The organism is Arthrobacter sp. 01T425 (genome assembly GCF_056398725.1).
In genome coordinates, this window is the sequence record NZ_JBFTPY010000020.1 from 23,586 (window position 1) to 41,072 (window position 17,487).

Sequence of the window (17,487 nt, forward strand, 5' to 3'; positions counted from 1 at the left end):
CCTGCAGGGACAATGCGCCAGTGACCGAGCAACGACTGACCCCCAGTGAAGCCCCCGACGCCGGTGCGGTGCAGAGTCTTCCCGCTCCCCGTCCCACCGTCCACGAGCCCCAGCTGCCGGGCGCCCTCTCCGCCCCGCCGGAGCGCACGCTGATAGACATCGTCCGGGATACTGCGGCCCGGTACCCGGACGCTTCGGCGCTCGACGACGGCCACCGTTCGCTCAGTTACGCCCAGCTCATGGACGAGGTCCGGGCCACCGCCCGGAAACTGCACCTCGCCGGGCTGGGTGCCGGCGACAAGATCGGCGTCCGGATCCCGTCGGGCACCAACGAACTCTACGTCTCGATCCTGGCGGTGCTGCTGGTCGGTGCGGCCTATGTCCCCGTAGACGCCGACGATCCCGACGAACGGGCCAAACTGGTCTTCGGGGAGGCGAGGGTGGCCGGCATCCTCCGCGCCGGCGGGAAGATTGTCACGGACAGCAACCGCCCCCGCCCGTTCCCCGACGCGAGGCCGCCGGGCCCCGACGACGACGCGTGGGTCATTTTCACCTCCGGCTCCACCGGCACCCCCAAGGGCGTCGCGGTCCGGCACCGCTCGGCCGCCGCGTTCGTGGACGCCGAGGCCCGCATCTTCCTGCAGGCCGATCCGGTGGGCCCGCAGGACCGGGTGCTGGCCGGCCTGTCCGTTGCCTTCGATGCCTCCTGCGAGGAAATGTGGCTCGCGTGGCGCCACGGCGCCTGCCTGGTTCCGGCACCCCGGGCGCTGGTACGGACCGGGATGGACCTCGGCCCCTGGCTCATCAGCCACGGCATCACCGTGGTCTCCACTGTCCCCACACTGGCCGCTCTCTGGCCCGTGGAGTCGCTGGAAAGTGTCCGGCTGCTGATCTTCGGCGGGGAGGCGTGCCCGCCCGACCTTGCCGAACGGCTCGCCGTCGAAGGACGCGAAGTATGGAACACCTACGGGCCCACCGAGGCTACCGTGGTCGCGTGCGCCGCGCAGCTCGGCGCGCCCGGCCCCATCCGGATCGGCCTGCCGCTGGACGGCTGGGACCTCGCCGTCGTCGACGCCGATTCGCTGCCCGTCGCCGAAGGCGCGGTGGGCGAACTGATCATCGGCGGCGTCGGGCTGGCCCGGTACCTTGACCCGGTCAAGGACGCGGAAAAATATGCCCCCATGCCGTCCCTGGGCTGGCCGCGCGCCTACCGCTCCGGCGACCTCGTCAGGTACGAAGCAGAAGGCCTCATTTTCCAGGGCCGCGCCGATGAGCAGGTCAAGCTCGGCGGCCGCCGGATCGAGCTCGGCGAAATCGACGCCGCCCTGCAGTCCCTGCCGGATATCGCCGGCGCCGCCGCCGCCGTGCAGACCACCGCGGCCGGCAACCAGATCCTGGTCGGCTACCTTGCCGCCGTCGCGGGCCGGGACATCGACCTCGCGGCCGCCCGTGAACTGCTGGGCGAACGCCTGCCCGCGCCCCTCATTCCGCTGCTGACGCTCGTCGATTCGCTGCCGACCAAGACCAGCGGCAAAGTGGACCGCCACGCCCTGCCCTGGCCGCTCAGTGGAACCGGAGCGGCGGAGGCCGAAGGTGCCCCGCTGAACCTGCCGGAGGACGCGCAGTGGATCGTGGAGCAGTGGAGCGCCGTGCTGGGAAGCGCGGTCACCAGCCTCGATGCCGACTTCTTCGCCTACGGCGGCGGCTCGCTGGCCGCCGCGCAGCTCGTGTCCGCCCTCCGCGTCCGCTATCCCACCATCACGGTGGCCGATATCTACGCGACACCCCGGGTGGGCGCCCTGGTGGACGAGGCCCGGCAGTCGCTGCCGGAGGGTGGTGCCGTCGCCGCCCAGGAGCGCACCGTCCGGCCCACCGCGCGGAAGTCACAGGCCTTCCAGACGCTCCTGGGCGTTCCCTTGCACATCCTGGTCGGCATGCGCTGGCTGACCTACCTGATGGCAGCCAACAACCTGCTGGCCGCCGTCGCCGGATTCAGCGCCGCGCCAACGATCTCATGGTGGTGGGTGGGAGCTTCCTGGCTGGTCTTCGTCAGTCCCGCCGGGCGGATGCTGCTCTCCGTCGCCGCCGCCCGCATCCTGCTGCGCAACGTGGTGCCTGGCACCTATCCCCGGTCCGGGCGGGTGCACCTCCGGCTCTGGCTCGCGGAACAGATCCAGGACCTGGCCGGCGCCATCAGCCTCGCCAGCGCGCCCTGGGTGCCCTACTACGCGAAAGCGCTCGGGGCGAAGATCGGCGAGAACGTCCAGCTGCACTCGCTGCCGCCCGTCACCGGGATGCTGACCCTCGGCACAGGGTCCAATATCGAGCCCGAAGTCGATCTGTCCGGCTGGTGGATCGACGGCGACCGTGTCCACATCGGCGCCATCCGGATTGGCCCCGGCGCAAGCGTGGGGGCCCGCAGCACGCTGATGCCGGGAGCCACGGTGGGTGCCGGGGCGCAGGTGGAGCCGGGTTCCGCTGTGATCGGCAAGGTCAAGGCGGGACAGCTCGTGGCCGGGTCGCCGGCCGAGCGCCGTGGCAAGGCCCGGCACTCGTGGCCGGACTCCCCGGACGAGCACCGGCTGATGGGCCGGTTGTGGTTCGCCGGTTTCGCCGCCGCCTCCGCCATGCTGGCGCTCATCCCCTACGTCTCCGCCGCCGTCGCGGGCTTGGTGATCTTCGCGTTCATCCAGGGCAGCTCCTCACTGCCCGCGGCCCTGCCCGGCATAGCGCTCTCGATCCCGCTGGCGGCGCTGGCATGGTTCCTGACCAACCTGCTGCTGATCCTGGCCACGACGAGGCTCCTCAGCGTCGGCCTCGCTGAAGGCTACTACCGGGTCCGGAGCCGGATCGGGTGGCAGGTCTGGGCGACCGAGCGGGTACTGGATCTGGCCCGGGATCTGCTGTTCCCGATCTACGCCAGCCTCTTTACGCCGGTCTGGCTGCGGCTTCTCGGTGCGAAGGTCGGCCGCAACGTGGAGGCCTCGACAGTGCTGCTGATCCCGCGCATGACCACCGTGGGCGAGGGCGCGTTCCTGGCCGACGACACGATGGTGGCGTCCTACGAACTCGACGGCGGCTGGATGCACATAGCCCCGGCCAAGATCGGCAAGCGGTCTTTCCTGGGCAACTCGGGCATGACGGCGGCCGGGCGCAGCGTGCCCAAGAACTCCCTCGTGGCGGTCTTGTCCGCGACGCCGGCCAAGGCGAAGTCCGGCACCTCGTGGCTCGGCAGCCCGCCGGTGCGGCTGCGGCGCACCGCCATCGCCTCGGACGACACACGGACCTACCAGCCGCCCCGGAAGCTGAAGGTCGCGCGCGCCCTGTGGGAGCTGTGCCGGTTCGTCCCGGTCATGCTGACGGTCGTCATCGCCGTCGGTGTCATGCTCGCGTTCGACGCGATGGCGGCCCTGTTCAACTACGGAGTCGCCGCTCTCCTGAGCGGGGTGGTGATCCTGCTCGCCGGGGCCACGGCCGCGGGCAGCGCCGTCGTGGCCAAGTGGCTGCTGGTGGGCCGCATCCGCCCCGGCGAGCACCCGCTGTGGAGCTCCTTCATTTGGCGGAACGAGGTAGTGGACACGTTCATTGAGATGGTCAGCGCCCCGTGGTTCGCGCGCGCCGCCACGGGGACACCGGCTCTCGTGTGGTGGCTGCGGGCACTCGGCGCGAAAATCGGTGCCGGGACCTGGTGCGAAAGCTACTGGCTGCCGGAGGCGGACCTCGTCACCCTCGGCAGGAATTCGACCGTCAACCGCGGGTGCGTGGTCCAGACCCATCTGTTCCATGACCGTGTCATGAGCATCGACACTGTTACGCTCGATGACGGAGCCACCATGGGCCCGCACGGCGTCATCCTGCCGCAGGCCAGGATCGGCAGCGGCGGCACGGTGGGGCCGGCGTCCCTCGTCATGCGGGGCGAAACCGTCCCTGCCGGGACGTACTGGATGGGCAATCCGGTCAGCCCCTGGGACGGGCCGGCACCGCCCGCAGGGCCCCGTTAGGCCCGGCGCCTGCGCACGTCAACCAGCACCACAACCGAAGGTCCGTCCATTGAGCACCAGCGCACCAAGCAGCAGCGGCGCCGCCGCCCGCGGGGACATCAGCGGGGAAATCAGCCGCGAAATCAGCCGGGCCACGAGCCCGGAGGCCGGCGCCCCGGACCCCTATATGCCCGGCCACGGGACCAATGCCTACCGCGTCACCCGGTATGAACTCGATCTGGACTACCGGGTCAGCAGCAACCGCCTTGCCGGGCACGCCGTCCTGCACGCCATCACGCAGCTCCCGACGTCGGCGATCGTCCTGGACCTGGCCGGCTTGCGGGCCACGAAGATCCAGCTCAACGGGCGCAGGGTACGCCGGTTCACGCAGCGGGCCGAGCAGCTCGTTGTCTACCCCGACAACCCGCTGCTCGCCACCGAGGCCTTCACGCTGGACATCCGCTATGAGGGGTACCCCGCGCCGCGCCGCGGCGTGTGGGGCGAAGTGGGCTGGGAGGAGCTCTCCGATGGGGTGCTGGTCGCCGGGCAGCCCAACGGGGCAGCCTCCTGGTTTCCGTGCAATGACCACCCGCGGGACAAAGCGAGTTACCTCATCACCGTGACCACCGACGCGAACTACCGGGCCGTGTGCAACGGGGTGCTGCTCTCCCGCACCAGCAGGGCCAGCCGCGAGACCTGGGTCTTTGAGCAGGCCGAACCCATGGCCACCTACCTGGCCACGGTCCAGATCGGCCGCTACGGGCTCCTGACGCTCAATGCCGACCGGCCCTCAGGGCACGTTCCGCAGTATGTGGCCGTGCCGGCGTCGCTGCAGGCGGGCGCCCGGGCCGCCCTGGCCCGCCAGCCCGACATGATGCGGACCTTCACGAACTGCTTTGGGCCATACCCGTTCCCGGAGTACACGGTGGTGGTCACCGACGACGTCCTGGAAATCCCGCTGGAAGCGCAGACACTGTCCATCCTGGGGCCCAACCATCTGCGGCAGGACTGGGAATCACAGCGGATGATCGCCCACGAACTCGCCCACCAGTGGTTCGGGAACTCCCTGACTACTGCGACCTGGAAGGACATCTGGCTGCACGAGGGCTTTGCCTGCTACGCGGAATGGATCTGGTCTGAAGAGGCCGGCATCATGTCGGCGGCTGCCCGCGCGCGCGCCGCCTGGCGCAAGCTCGCCGCTGCCCCGCAGGACCTGATGGTGGGCGACCCCGGCCCCGAACTGATGTTTGACGACCGGGTCTACAAACGCGGCGCCCTGGCCCTGCACGCCCTGCGGGTACGCTGCGGCGACCTGGCGTTCTTCGCTCTGCTGCACGACTGGACGGACCGCTTCCGGCACGGCACCGTGACCACCGCCGACTTCATCGTCGCGGCCGCCCACACGACGGGCCTGGACGCAGAGGCCCTGTTGCACCCCTGGCTGTTCGCCGACGCCCTGCCGCCGCTCCCGCAGGCAACGCCGCCCAAGATCTGATCAGGGGCCGGAGCCCTGACTAGGGAAGGACCGCCAGGGCGACGGCTGCCACGAGGTCAGCGGGCAGGCCCGTCTCTGCCGGCGGCAGGTCCCGGAGCCCTGCGCGGCCGTTCACTGTTGGCGCCAGCACATCGAGGGTGTCCGGGGCCGTCTGCAGCCCGGTGCCCAGCATTTTGAGCCAGGCCTCCTTGCGCGCCCACAGGCGCGCCCTGCCCTGCAGCAGCGCGATGCCGCCCAGCCCGGCGAGGTGCCGTTGTTCCGCCGGGGTCAAGACGACGTCGTCGAACCCGTCGAAGTCCGCCCGGGCAGGATTCTCGACGTCGATGCCCAGGTGCTCGCCCGGGTCCGGGTCCACGACCCCGGCCAGAAGCGTCCAGCCGGCCGCACGGGACAGGCTCAGCAGCAGCGGCGCCGCCTGGCCCCGGAGCAGGTAGCCGGGCCGGCCGTGTGAGATGTCCGCGCCGGTGCCGCACCGAGGGCAGCTGTACCACGCGGTGAGGTCCGACGCCGGAACGCCGAGCAGGCCGGCGGCGAACCGGCGCTGCGCGAGCCGCCCGTGCAGGAAGTCCTCCCGGGTCCGCCGGGTCATGGCCCGGGCCCGGACGAGTTCGGCCCCGTCCAGCAGGGAGCGGGAGTCGCGTTCCAGCTCCGGTTCCGGGTAAAGGGCTGGTGCCGCGTCCACTGTCGCCCCCAGGTCCCTGGGAACACGGGGGTCGCCCGGAACGCGAAAGGGCGGGCAGGCACCCACAACAAGGTGTGATGCCATGACCCGCCCCTTTCAGAAACGTCTGCGCTGTGACCAGCGCAGTCCTCAGCGCTGCACCGCTCCGAATCGTTCGTGGGCGGCGGCCACGGCACCTTCACGGGCCTCCGAGGCCTCGTCCGCCGTCAGGGTGCGGTCGTCGGCGCGGAAGCGCAGGCTGAACGCCAGCGACTTCTTGCCTTCCTCGATGCCCTTGCCCGCGTAGACATCGAACAACGCGACGTCCTCGAGCAGTTCGCCGGCGCCTTCACGCAGCGCAGCCAGCACCTCCCCGGCCGGGACGTCCTGCGCCACCACCAGGGCCACGTCCTGCGTGGCCACCGGGTACGTCGAGATGTGCCGGGCCACGATCACGTCGGCGGCTGCCTCGAAGAGGGCGTCGGCGTTCAGTTCCAGTGCCACGGAACGGGCCGGCATGTCGTGCGCCGCCAGCAGCTTCGGGTGCAGCTCGCCGGCGTAGCCCACCACTTCGCCGGTGCGCAGTTCAAGCTGCGCCGCCCGGCCCGGGTGGAAGGCCTGATGCCGGCCCTGCGTGACCAGGAGCTCGACGCCGATCACGTCGCCGGCGATCCGGGCGATGTCCACCGCATCCGCCCAGTCCCAGGCCCGCGGGGCGTGGCCCGGGGCAGCGGGAGAGTCGTGCCCCGTGAGCACGGCGGCGAGGTGCAGCGGCTGGTCCGGGACGCCGTCGTACAGGGCATCGAGCACGTCGTCGCCGGGCTTGACGCCGAGCGGCGGAATCGCGGAGGTGCCAAGCTTCTCGCCCGGCAGGAACACGAGCCCGGCCTCGAAAAGGGCGAGGTCGCGGAAGCCGCGGGAGTGGTTGCGCTTGGCAACCTCGATCAGGCCCGGCAGGACGGAGGTCCGCAGGAAGCCGTGCTCCTCGCTGATCGGGTTGGCCAGCTTGAGGGCCTTGCGCTCCGCACCTTCGGCGGGGACGCCAAAGGTGTCATTGGCGGCCTTCGAGACGAACGGATACGCCAGCACCTCGGTGAGTCCGGCGTCGGCGAGGGCCTGGATCAGGCGGCGGCGCTGCTGCTGGACGCGGGTCAGGCCACGGCCCGGGGGCGCCACAGGCAGGGTCGCCGGGATCTTGTCGTAGCCAACCAGCCGGGCGATTTCCTCGGTGAGGTCGTCCTTGGTCTCGAGGTCCTGGCGCCAGCTCGGGGCGGTCACCGTGTAGCCGTTGCCGGTCTTGGCAACGACGGCGCCGAGGTCCTCGAGCGAGGTCAGGATCTGTTCCTCGGTGAAGTCGATCCCGATCCGGGCTGCCGCGTACTCTGCCGGCAGTTCGATGGTGACGGCGTCCGGCGCGGTCCCGACGTCGGTCCCGGCCTCGTCGGCCGTTCCGCCGGCGAGTTCGACCAGCAAGTCCACCACACGCTGGGCGGCCACGTCGGCCACCTGCCAGTCCACGCCGCGTTCGAAGCGCTTGGACGCCTCGGAGGGCAGCTTGTGCCGGCGGCGGGCACGGGCGATCGAGACCTCGTCGAAGTGCGCGGCCTCGACCAGGACGTTCGTGGTGGTGTCCGAGACTTCGGTGTGGGCACCGCCCATGACACCGGCGATTCCGATGGGCCCGGATTCGTCCGTGATCAGCAGATCCTCGACGTCGAGCGTGCGCTCCTTGTCGTCCAGGGTGGTGATCTTCTCCCCCGCAGTGGCCCGCCGGACCACGATGTCGCCGGCCAGCTTGTCCAGGTCATAGCAGTGGTTCGGCTGCCCGAGCTCGAGCATGACGTAGTTGGAGATGTCCACCGGCAGGGAGATGGACCGGATGCCGGCGAGCCGGAGACGGGAGGTCATCCACGGCGGGGTGGGCCGGGTGGCATCGACACCGCGCACGGTGCGTGCCACGAAACGGTCGCAGCCGGGCTTGCCGTAGATGGGGGCGTCGTCGTTGAGCTTGACGCCGTAGCCGCCGGAGAGCGACTGCGGAACCTGGACCTTGGAGACCGGGTCCGTGAACACGGTGCCGGTGGCGTGCGCGTATTCACGGGCCGCACCGCGGATGGAGAAGCAGTAGCTGCGGTCAGGGGTGACGTTGATTTCGGCGGCCTGGTCGTAGAGGCCGAGCAGTTCCATCGCGTCGGTGCCCAGTTCCGGGTCGAGGCCGATCCGGGACAGCACCAGGATGCCGTCGTGGTCCTCCCCGATGCCGAGTTCGCGGACGGAGGCGATCATGCCGGCAGAGAGGTGCCCGTAGGTCTTGCGCGCGGAGATCCGGAAGTCGCCCGGCAGCACGGCGCCTGGGAGGGTGACCACCACCTTGTCGCCTTCCACGAAGTTGTGGGCGCCGCAGATGATGCCCTGCACGCCGGAGGGATCGATGCCGGCGCCGGTGAGGGTCTGCTCACTGCCCTCGGGGACGACCCGGACCTGGCACCAGTTGATGGTCTTGCCGTTGGACTGGGGTTCCTTGACGATGCTGAGCACCTGGCCCACCACGATCGGACCCTGGACGGCGTCCGTGGGCCGGTGGACTGCTTCTTCTTCGAGCCCGACCTTGACGAGCTCGGCCATGACGTCTTCGGCCGTCGCTTCGGCCGGTACCTGCGCGAATTCGCGCAGCCATGAAAGTGGGATACGCACTGTTAGATCTCCATCCCGAAGTGCTCGCTGAAACGTACGTCGCCTTCAATCATGTCGCGCATGTCGCCAACCTCGTTGCGGAACATGAGGGTGCGTTCGATGCCCATGCCGAAGGCAAAGCCTGAATAGATGTCCGGGTCGATCCCGGCCGCGCGCAGGACATTGGCGTTGACCATGCCGCAACCGCCCCACTCGATCCAGCTGGGGCCGCCCTTGGCGCCCGGGTGCCAGATGTCCAGCTCCGCGGAGGGCTCGGTGAACGGAAAGTAGTTGGGCCGCAGCCGGATCTGGGCTTCCGCGCCGAACATCTGGCGTGCGAAGTGCTCCAGGGTGCCGCGGAGGTCCGCCATGCTCAGGTTCTTGTCGATGGCCAGGCCCTCGAACTGGTGGAACACGGGGGTGTGCGTCGCGTCGAGCTCGTCCGTGCGGAACACCTTGCCCGGGCACAGCACATAGATGGGCAGCTCCCGTTCCAGCATGGAGCGGACCTGCACCGGCGAGGTGTGCGTGCGCATGAGCAGGTGGGCCTCGGGCGGCTCGACGAAGAACGTGTCCTGCATGTCGCGGGCGGGGTGGTCCGGCTTGAAGTTCAGGGCATCGAAGTTAAACCATTCGGACTCGACCTCGGGCCCTTCGGCGATTTCCCAACCCATGCCGACAAAGATGTCCGCCACGCGGTCCTGCAGCGTGGACAGCGGGTGCCGTGCACCGGCCGTGCGCCGGCGCGGCGCTGCCGTGACATCCACGGTCTCTTCGACGAGGATCCGCGCGTCGTTCTCGGCCTCGAGCGCGACCGTGCGGTCCGCGAGCGCCTTGTTGACCCGTCCCCTCGAGGCGCCCATGAGCTTGCCGGCGGCGGCCTTCTGGTCCTTGGGCAGCGCGCCGATCTCACGGTTGGCGAGGCTCAGGGCGGACTTCTCGCCCGTGTGGGCGAGGCGCACGGTCTTGAGTTCATCGAGGGTCGCGGCGGCGGCGATGGCGGCAACGGCCTGGTCTACGGCGGCGGTAATGGCGGCTTCATCCAGAGGATTCGGGACGGCTGCGTCCGGCAAAGTTTCAGTCATCTACTGTTCTTAGCTACGAGTCGGATCATGCCAACAGCGTGCGCCGGGCACAGGGCGCGGCGCAGGTTCTCGGCAAGGCTTGTGGTCACTGTCCCCAGTCTAGTAGACGGCCGTCGGCGGCATGGCACGGCCGCCCCGCACGTGACGCAGCGGTGCCGGCTGCCCCTGGGCACGCCAACGCCGGGATTCCAAGGGCACGGGACATCCCGGCGGACCCCTGACTGCCGGGCACACCCCCGGTTACCATGGCCTCATGACGCCCGGACAACGGCTTCGCCAGATCGCCAACTTGCTCAACGGCTCCACCCTGCTGGGCCTGCTGCTGGCAGCCTGTGCGCGGACAACCGTCAGCTCCGGTCCGCGCGGATTGCTGATCGCTGGCCGCTACCGCTGGCGGTTGCCGTTTGCTGCGGCCTTCACGGTGGGCAACGTGATCCTCTTCCGGGCCGGACCGGAATCCGCCCGCGCCAATCCAGTGCTGCTGGGCCACGAGGAGCGCCACAGCACCCAATACGCCTGGTGCCTCGGGCTGCCCTTCCTTCCGCTGTACTTCATGGCCGCCGGCTGGTCCCTCTGGCGCACGGGCAACCCGGGCAGCGCCAACATCTTCGAGCGCCATGCCGGCCTGGAAGCGGGCGGCTACCCCCGGCCCGGCCTGCCCGGAACCAGACCACGCACGCACCGCAGAATGGGCGCCGCCCCCGAACGTTACGAGGCCTGACATGACAGACAGCCCCCGAAGCATCTCCGTTGCAGGAACCGGCAGCGCCGAGGCGGTGCCGGACCTGCTGACCGTGTCGATCGGCGTTGAATGCCGCCGCGAGACCGTGGCCGAGGCCTACGGCGAGGCCGGAACGCGGTCGGCCGCCATCACGTCGGAGCTCCGGCAGCACGGCGTGGACAGCGCGGACTTATCCACCTCGGGGCTGAACGTCCGGGCCGAGCTGAACTGGCAGGATGGCCGGGGCCAGACCGTGACCGGCTATCTGGCCTCCAGCACGCTCACCGTCAGGATCCGCGAGTTGTCCGCGTCCTCGCAGATCCTTGCCGCGGCGGTTGCTGCCGGCGGCGACGCCGTCCGGCTGAACGGGCTGACCCTCGGCTTCGCCGACCCCTCGGCCGTGGAAGCCCGGGCCCGGGAGGCCGCCTGGCAGGACGCCCGCACCACCGCCGAGCATTACGCCGCCCTCGCAGGAACCGGGCTTGGCAGGGTCCTGTCCCTCACTCAGCACACCGGCTTCCAGGCGCCGATCCCCGTGGCGAAGATGCAGCGGGAAGCGGCGGTGGCCTCACTCACCGTCGAGGCCGGTGAGTCGGGCGTCACCGCCACCATCGGCGTCGTCTGGGAACTGCTGGAATGATTGTCCAGTAATTGTGGAAGCAGTTGTTTCGCGTCGCCGACGGCGGCCGCCACCGCTTCGGGCGGCGGATGACCGGCTTGGGCTAGTGGGTTGCGCCGGCAGCGAGCTTGAGATCCGCCGTCGTCGCCAGCGCAGTGCGCACGACGACGGCGAGTGCCGCCGCCATCTGGGCGGCCGGCAGCGAGGGGGCACTGCTTCCGGCCGGAAGCTGCGTGTCCTGGTAGGGGACGTGGACAAAGCCTCCCCTGGTGCCCGGGCGTAGCCGCAGGGCGTGCATGAGCGTGTAGAAGACGTGGTTGCAGACATAGGTCCCGGCACTTTGGGACACTTCGGCCGGGATCTGCTCTGCGGTCAACGCCGCGAGCGCCGCCTTGACGGGCAGCGACGTGAAATAGGCTGCCGGTCCGCCCGGGACTACGGGTTCGTCCACGGGCTGATTGCCGGCATTGTCCGGAATCCGGGCGTCGTCACAATTGATGGCCACCCGTTCCAGCGAGATGCGCGCCCTCCCGCCGGCCTGGCCGGCGCACAGCACAAGCTCCGGCGTGAAACGCTCGAGGGCCTCCGCCAGCACCTTGGCCGACTCGCCGAAGACGCATGGCAATTCCACCGCCTGGACATCCAGCCCTTCGGATTGGAGCAGCCGTGCCGCCGCACGGGCCGCTGCCCACGACGGATTGGCCGTATCGCCGCCAAATGGCTCGAACCCGGTCAGGAGAATCATCGCCCCAGCCTAACAACGCCCTTCCACTGCCCGGCAAGGCGCCACCCCCGCGGCACCCTTAACCCGGCCCCGTCCACACTTGGCCGCCGGGGCAGGTGTCGCTCCGGCCTCACGCGTCTGTCCGCGTCGGCAGGGTGAGGATTTCGGCCCCGTCGTTGGTGATGGCGATCGTGTGCTCACTGTGTGCTGTCCGGCAGCCGGTCGCACTTCGGAGCGTCCACCCGTCGGCGTCGGTGATGAGTTCAGCGGTGTCGGCCATGACCCATGGCTCCAGGGCGAGCAGCAGCCCGGGGCGCAGCTTGTAGCCACGGCCTGGCCGTCCGGTGTTGGGAATGTGCGGGTCCTGGTGCATGGTCGATCCGATGCCATGGCCCCCGAACTCGGTGTTGATCGGGTACCCCGCCTCGCCAAGGACTGAGCCGATGGCATGGGAGATGTCGCCGATCCTGGCTCCGGGCCGGGCAGCGGCTATCCCTGCGCTCAACGCGCGCTCGGTCGCGTTAATCATCGCGACGCTTTCCGGGGGCTTTGAGCCGCCCACGATGAAGCTGATGGCGGAGTCTGCTGCGACTCCCCGCTTGGAGACTGCGAGGTCGAGTGTCAGCAGGTCCCCGTCGGCCAGCGTGTAGTCGCGTGGGAGTCCGTGGAGCACGGCGTCGTTGACGGCCGTGCAGATGTAGTGTCCGAACGGCCCGCGGCCGAAGGACGGCTCGTAGTCGGCGTAACAGGACTGCGCACCAGCCTCGGCGATCATGGCCTGCGCCCATCGGTCGAGGTCCAGGAGGTTCGCGCCGACCGTGCTGCGGTTCTTCAGCGTCTGCAGGATGTCAGCGACAAGGGCGCCTGTGTCTTTTGCCCGGGCAAGTTCGGTGGGATTCAGGATCTCGATCATGCGGCGCCTTTCTCGCGCGTCCAATAACTATACCGGTCATATTATCCCGGTATAATCGAAGCCATGGTCAGGTTGCCCCTCACATTCGCAGAGATCGAGCGCGGACAGCGCCTCGGCGCCCTGTTGCGCCGCGCCAGGGGGGAACGCTCGATGCTCGACATCGCGCTCGATGCACGCGTCTCACCGGAAACCCTCCGGAAGATCGAGACGGGCCGCGTAGCGACCCCCGCCTTCCCGACCATCGCCGCTATCGCCGGCGTCCTCGGACTCTCCCTCGATGCTGTGTGGGCCGAGGTCAACCAGACCAAACGCGGCAATGAACCGACCGGCCCTGATCACAACGCCCGTGAGCGGCTGGCTTCGTAAGCCCCATCCCCGCAGCTGCGCAGGCCGCCCGATGCCGCAACTGGCACCCGCGTGGTTCCGTCAGCATCCTTGACATTCAGTCGAACATACATTCGAATATAGGCATGAGATGGGACGCACAAGCACTCGAGCGCGGCGATTCCCCGGCCGCCGCTTCGCCCACGGCTGCCCTGCTGCCCCTGGCCGGACTCGTGCGGACGGTTTCCACCCCGGAGTTTGCCGGGATCACCTTCCATGAGGTCACCGCCAAATCGGTGCTCAACAAGGTGGTCGCCGGTTCGCGGATGCCGTTCGACTGGACCGTCAACCCCTACCGCGGCTGCAGCCACGCCTGCGTCTACTGCTTCGCGCGCAAGAGCCACACCTATCTGGACTTCGACGCCGGACTGGACTTCGACAGCCAGGTGGTGGTCAAGATCAACGCCGCCGAGATCCTGCGCAAGGAGCTGGCCAAGCCCTCCTGGCGGCACGAGCACGTGGCCCTCGGCACCAACACGGACCCGTACCAGCGCGCCGAGGGCCGCTACCAGCTCATGCCCGGCATCATCGGTGCCCTCGCCGATTCCGGCACTCCCCTGTCCATCCTCACCAAGGGCACGCTCCTTGCCCGGGACATCCCGCTGCTGAAGCATGCCGCGGCCCAGGTGCCGGTGGGCGTGGGCATCTCGCTGGCCATGACCAACGAGCAGCTGTCCGAAGCCGTGGAACCGGGCACGCCTGGGCCACGGGCCCGGCTGAAGCTCATCTCCCGTCTGCGGGAAGCGGGCCTGCCCTGCGGCGTCATGGCCATGCCCATCCTGCCGTGGCTCTCCGACAGCGACGACGCCCTCGACTCCCTCTTCGGGGCCCTCGCGGCGGCCGGCGCCACAGGGGTCACGGCCGGTGCGCTGTACCTGAAGCCGGGCACCCGTGAATGGTTCATGCAGTGGATCGCCCGCGAACATCCCCAACTGGCCGGCAAGTACCGCCGGCTGTACGGCAGCGGGTCGTACGCATCCAAGGAATACCGCGCGTGGCTGGCAGGACGGGTCCGGTATTTCAAGGACCTGCACGGCTTCTCCGGATCTCAGGGCTTCAGCCACCGGGACCTTGACGGGGGCAGCGAACATGACAACGCCCGGGAGGAAGAAGCCCAGTACCCGGCCGGGAGCATCCCGGACACCGCGGGGCACGCAAGCCCACGCCATTCCGGCGCTGCCCGTTCCGGCGCGGCCCAGCCCACACTGTTTTGAAGCCAGCTCCACCTCAAGCACACAGAGCCATGTGCTCCCCTGCGCAGTCAGCCGGAGCGGAAAGTGCCCTGAGCCGCCGGGCGCAGGATGCCTAGAGCGCCTTGACTGCGCCGAGCACCCTGGCCAGCGAATCCTTGGCGTCCCCGAACAGGAGCGTGGTCTTGGGATCGTGCAGGAGCTCATTCTCGATGCCGGCAAACCCCGGGCGCATGGACCGCTTCAGGAACACGACCTGCTGGGCCTGCACCACTTCCAGGATCGGCATCCCGTAAATCGGCGAACCCGGCGAAGACTTGGCCGCCGGGTTGACGACGTCATTGGCCCCGACTACCAGGACGATGTCCGTGGTCGCGAATTCGGGATTGACTTCCGCGAGCTCCCGCAGTGACTCGTACGGCACGTTGGCCTCGGCCAGCAGCACGTTCATGTGGCCCGGCATGCGTCCCGCCACGGGATGGATGGCGAACACGACGTCCACGCCGCGCGCGCCCAGGGCCGTGGCAAGCTCCGCCACTGTGTGCTGGCCCTGGGCCACGGCGAGCCCATAACCGGGAACGATCACCACCCGCTGGGCGTAGCCGAGCTGGACGGCAATGTCCTCCGGGGACGAGGAACGCACTGGCCGGTCGCTCAGGGCGGTGGAACCCGCCGTCGAGCCGCCCTTGAACGCCCCGAACATGATTCCGCCGACTCCGCGCCCCATGGCCGAGGCCATGACCTTGGTCAGGATGGTGCCGCTCGCGCCCACGAGCGTCCCGGCGACCAGCAGCAGGACATTGCCCAGGACCACGCCCGACGCTGCCACCGCCAGCCCCGTGAAGGCATTCAGCAGGGAGATCACGATCGGCACGTCCGCCCCGCCCACGGGCAGCACCAGGAGCAGCCCTGCGGCGAGGCCCAGGCCCAGCAATGCGAGCGACCAGCCCAGCGACCCGGTCAGGACCACCAGAGCTCCTGAGATGACCGCCCCCAGCAGGACGGCCCCCATCACCCAGGGCATCCCGGGAAACAGCAGCGGACGGGTGCTGATGAGCTCCTGCAGCTTGCCCACGGTCACCGCGGAGCCGGCGAAGGATACGGCGCCCACCAGCATGGTGAAGACGACGGCCAGGCGGACCCAGGGATCTTCCTGGTGGCCAAGTTCCAGTACGGCGACGAGCGCCGCGGCCCCGCCTCCGACGCCGTTGAAGAGCGCCACGAGTTGGGGCATCTGGGTCATCTGCACCCGGCGCGCCACGGGGAAGGCAATCGCGGAGCCCACGGCGATGGCCGCGAGGATGAGTGGAACATTTTCCAGCCGCGCGGAGAGGAAGACGGTGACGACGGCGAGCAGCGCCCCGGCCGCGCCGATGGCGTTGCCGCGGCGGGCAGTTCGTGGCGAGCTGAGGCCCTTGAGCGCCAGGATGAAGCAGACGGCGGCCACAAGGTAGAGCAGGGCTGTCCATTCGGGGCTCAGGAGGCTCATTTGGACTCCCCCGCCGCGTCGGCGGAGCTCCCCTCACCGGGGTGTCCTTCGCCCGCGGTTCCGCCAGCCTTGGCGGCGCCGCTTGGGGCGGGGATGCGTGTCCGTTTGTGGGCGCTGAACATCTCCAGCATCCGGTCCGTGACCACAAAGCCGCCCACCAGGTTGACGGTGGCCAGGACGACGGCCAGGAGCGCGACGCCGAGGACCCACGGGTCACTGGCCTGTCCGGCGACGATGATGGCGCCGACCAGGATGATGCCGTGGATGGCGTTGGCGCCGGACATGAGCGGTGTGTGCAGTTTGCTGGTGACCTTGGAGACGACTTCGAAGCCAACGAACACCGCGAGCACCACCACGGTCAGCAACACGACGGGGCCCATCACGCCTCCCTTTCCAATGCTTCCGCGGTGGGGGCGTGCCGCACCGTGCCGCCGTGGGTCAGGCACGTTCCGGCGACCACGTCGTCGTCGAAGTCCGGGGCCACCGAGCCGCAGTCGGTCATGAGCGCGAGGAAGTTGCTGACGTTCCGGGCGAAAAGCCGGGACGCGTCCGAGGGCATGGCGGATGCCGCGTCCTGCAAACCCACGAGCGTGACCGATCCGCCGTCGACCGGCACCTGCACGTCCTGGCCGGCGATCACGCCTTCGACGTTGCCTCCGGACTCCGCGGCGAGGTCGACGACGACGGATCCTGCCCGCATGCCGGCCACCATGGCGGTGGTCACCAGCAAGGGAGCGGCCCGGCCGGGGATGGCCGCCGTCGTGATCAGGACGTCCGCCGCCGCGACATGCGGGGCCAGGAGGCTGCGCTGGCGTTGCGCCCGGTCCTCACCGAGGGCACGGGCGTAGCCTCCGGTTCCGTCTGCCGCCGCATCGATGTCCAGGTTGATGAACGTGCCGCCCATCGAGGCGACTTCCTCGGCGGAGGCGGCCCGGATGTCGTTGGCCGAGACCCGGGCGCCGAGCCGCTTTGCCGTGCCGATCGCCTGCAGCCCGGCGACGCCGGCCCCAAGGACGAGCACCCTCGCCGGCGGGATGGTACCGGCGGCGGTCATGTAGAGCGGGAAGAACCGCGGGTAGCGGACGGCGGCTTCCAGCACGGCGCGGTAGCCCGTGACCAGGGACTGGGAGCTGAGCGCATCCATGGACTGCGCCCGGGAGATCCGCGGAAGCAGCTCCAGGGCGAACGAGGTGATCCCGGCAGCGGCGAGTGTCCGGACGGTCGGCAGCTCCGAGGACGGCGATGCCAGCCCGATGGTGACGGTGCCGGGCCGCAGCCGGGCCGCGGCCTCCGGGGTGAGCGCGCGGACATGCAGCAGGACGTCCAGGGCCTCCAACGGGAGCTCGGAGATGACCGTCGCGCCGGCCTCCTTGAAGGCGGCGTCGGCGAACCCTGCTTCGGTGCCGGCACCGCTCTCGACCAGAAGATGGAGCCCGAGCGCCGTCAGCTGCCGGGCCGTCTCCGGTGTGGCCGCGACGCGGCGTTCTCCGGCTCGCTGCTCTCGTCCGACACCGACCTGCACGGGCCACTCCTCTCGGTTGGGATCAGAGTAG

The 17,487-nt window shown here is 69.6% G+C and carries 14 protein-coding genes; 6 read left to right on the forward strand and 8 right to left on the reverse strand.

Annotation, left to right across the window (positions count from 1 at the left end):
* Positions 1-68 precede the first annotated feature (68 nt).
* Both AC1DNG_RS18495 and AC1DNG_RS18500 read left to right on the forward strand, forming a co-directional pair.
* The gene (locus tag AC1DNG_RS18495) at positions 69-4,001 is read left to right on the forward strand and encodes a Pls/PosA family non-ribosomal peptide synthetase (RefSeq protein WP_476887982.1); all 3,933 of its coding nucleotides are present in this window, start codon (positions 69-71) and stop codon (positions 3,999-4,001) included.
* A gap of 49 nt (positions 4,002-4,050) precedes the next feature.
* Positions 4,051-5,475, forward strand: a complete 1,425-nt coding sequence (locus AC1DNG_RS18500) for a M1 family metallopeptidase (protein ID WP_476872004.1) — start codon at positions 4,051-4,053, stop codon at positions 5,473-5,475.
* A gap of 19 nt (positions 5,476-5,494) precedes the next feature.
* On the opposite strand, the gene AC1DNG_RS18505 is transcribed toward AC1DNG_RS18500, so the two are convergent.
* Genes AC1DNG_RS18505 through pheS form a run of 3 tightly spaced genes read right to left on the reverse strand, consistent with a single transcriptional unit; the run spans position 5,495 to position 9,894 of the window.
* Complete coding sequence (locus AC1DNG_RS18505) at positions 5,495-6,241, reverse strand: 4'-phosphopantetheinyl transferase family protein (RefSeq protein ID WP_476887959.1); 747 nt, start codon at positions 6,239-6,241, stop codon at positions 5,495-5,497.
* Positions 6,242-6,286: 45 nt separating this feature from the next.
* Positions 6,287-8,830: a phenylalanine--tRNA ligase subunit beta gene (pheT, locus tag AC1DNG_RS18510; protein ID WP_476856413.1), complete on the reverse strand. Its 2,544-nt coding sequence runs from the start codon at positions 8,828-8,830 to the stop codon at positions 6,287-6,289.
* Positions 8,831-8,832: 2 nt separating this feature from the next.
* Positions 8,833-9,894 carry a phenylalanine--tRNA ligase subunit alpha gene (gene pheS / locus AC1DNG_RS18515; RefSeq protein ID WP_476887960.1) on the reverse strand — a complete coding sequence of 354 codons (1,062 nt, stop codon included), beginning with the start codon at positions 9,892-9,894 and terminating at the stop codon, positions 8,833-8,835.
* 253 nt (positions 9,895-10,147) lie between these two features.
* On the opposite strand from pheS, the gene AC1DNG_RS18520 reads away from it, so the two are divergent.
* Both AC1DNG_RS18520 and AC1DNG_RS18525 read left to right on the forward strand, forming a co-directional pair.
* The gene (locus AC1DNG_RS18520) at positions 10,148-10,615 is read left to right on the forward strand and encodes a hypothetical protein (RefSeq protein ID WP_476887961.1); all 468 of its coding nucleotides are present in this window, start codon (positions 10,148-10,150) and stop codon (positions 10,613-10,615) included.
* 1 nt (position 10,616) lies between these two features.
* Positions 10,617-11,255, forward strand: coding sequence for an SIMPL domain-containing protein (locus AC1DNG_RS18525; RefSeq protein ID WP_476887962.1), 639 nt, complete (start codon positions 10,617-10,619; stop codon positions 11,253-11,255).
* An 82-nt stretch (positions 11,256-11,337) separates the two neighbouring features.
* On the opposite strand, the gene pcp is transcribed toward AC1DNG_RS18525, so the two are convergent.
* Together pcp and map are read right to left on the reverse strand one after the other, a co-directional pair.
* The gene (pcp, locus tag AC1DNG_RS18530; protein WP_476887963.1) at positions 11,338-11,979 is read right to left on the reverse strand and encodes a pyroglutamyl-peptidase I; all 642 of its coding nucleotides are present in this window, start codon (positions 11,977-11,979) and stop codon (positions 11,338-11,340) included.
* Positions 11,980-12,088: 109 nt separating this feature from the next.
* Positions 12,089-12,871 (reverse strand): type I methionyl aminopeptidase, encoded by a 783-nt coding sequence (gene map, locus AC1DNG_RS18535; protein ID WP_476887964.1) that lies wholly within the window; start codon positions 12,869-12,871, stop codon positions 12,089-12,091.
* 63 nt (positions 12,872-12,934) lie between these two features.
* On the opposite strand from map, the gene AC1DNG_RS18540 reads away from it, so the two are divergent.
* Complete coding sequence (locus AC1DNG_RS18540) at positions 12,935-13,237, forward strand: helix-turn-helix domain-containing protein (protein ID WP_476859029.1); 303 nt, start codon at positions 12,935-12,937, stop codon at positions 13,235-13,237.
* Positions 13,238-13,341: 104 nt separating this feature from the next.
* The gene (locus tag AC1DNG_RS18545; protein ID WP_476887965.1) at positions 13,342-14,469 is read left to right on the forward strand and encodes an Rv2578c family radical SAM protein; all 1,128 of its coding nucleotides are present in this window, start codon (positions 13,342-13,344) and stop codon (positions 14,467-14,469) included.
* A gap of 91 nt (positions 14,470-14,560) precedes the next feature.
* Here the strand turns inward: AC1DNG_RS18545 and AC1DNG_RS18550 are convergent, their stop codons facing one another.
* From AC1DNG_RS18550 to AC1DNG_RS18560, 3 genes are read right to left on the reverse strand one after another with little or no spacing between them, the layout of a single operon-like run.
* Positions 14,561-15,934: an NAD(P)(+) transhydrogenase (Re/Si-specific) subunit beta gene (locus AC1DNG_RS18550; RefSeq protein WP_223917215.1), complete on the reverse strand. Its 1,374-nt coding sequence runs from the start codon at positions 15,932-15,934 to the stop codon at positions 14,561-14,563.
* The gene (locus AC1DNG_RS18555; protein WP_230008096.1) at positions 15,931-16,314 is read right to left on the reverse strand and encodes an NAD(P) transhydrogenase subunit alpha part 2; all 384 of its coding nucleotides are present in this window, start codon (positions 16,312-16,314) and stop codon (positions 15,931-15,933) included. Before AC1DNG_RS18555 ends, AC1DNG_RS18550 begins: the two co-directional genes overlap by 4 nt.
* Positions 16,314-17,456 (reverse strand): Re/Si-specific NAD(P)(+) transhydrogenase subunit alpha, encoded by a 1,143-nt coding sequence (locus AC1DNG_RS18560; RefSeq protein WP_476859031.1) that lies wholly within the window; start codon positions 17,454-17,456, stop codon positions 16,314-16,316. Before AC1DNG_RS18560 ends, AC1DNG_RS18555 begins: the two co-directional genes overlap by 1 nt.
* Positions 17,457-17,487: the final 31 nt, after the last annotated feature.

Bases quoted from the DNA above. Each gene is read 5' to 3' on its own strand.
- AC1DNG_RS18505 (WP_476887959.1), bottom strand. From the start codon at position 6,241: ATGGCATCACACCTTGTTGTGGGTGCCTGCCCGCCCTTTCGCGTTCCG.
- pheS (WP_476887960.1), bottom strand. From the start codon at position 9,894: ATGACTGAAACTTTGCCGGACGCAGCCGTCCCGAATCCTCTGGATGAA.
- AC1DNG_RS18520 (WP_476887961.1), top strand. From the start codon at position 10,148: ATGACGCCCGGACAACGGCTTCGCCAGATCGCCAACTTGCTCAACGGC.
- AC1DNG_RS18525 (WP_476887962.1), top strand. From the start codon at position 10,617: ATGACAGACAGCCCCCGAAGCATCTCCGTTGCAGGAACCGGCAGCGCC.
- pcp (WP_476887963.1), bottom strand. From the start codon at position 11,979: ATGATTCTCCTGACCGGGTTCGAGCCATTTGGCGGCGATACGGCCAAT.
- map (WP_476887964.1), bottom strand. From the start codon at position 12,871: ATGATCGAGATCCTGAATCCCACCGAACTTGCCCGGGCAAAAGACACA.
- AC1DNG_RS18540 (WP_476859029.1), top strand. From the start codon at position 12,935: ATGGTCAGGTTGCCCCTCACATTCGCAGAGATCGAGCGCGGACAGCGC.
- AC1DNG_RS18545 (WP_476887965.1), top strand. From the start codon at position 13,342: ATGAGATGGGACGCACAAGCACTCGAGCGCGGCGATTCCCCGGCCGCC.
- AC1DNG_RS18550 (WP_223917215.1), bottom strand. From the start codon at position 15,934: ATGAGCCTCCTGAGCCCCGAATGGACAGCCCTGCTCTACCTTGTGGCC.
- AC1DNG_RS18555 (WP_230008096.1), bottom strand. From the start codon at position 16,314: ATGGGCCCCGTCGTGTTGCTGACCGTGGTGGTGCTCGCGGTGTTCGTT.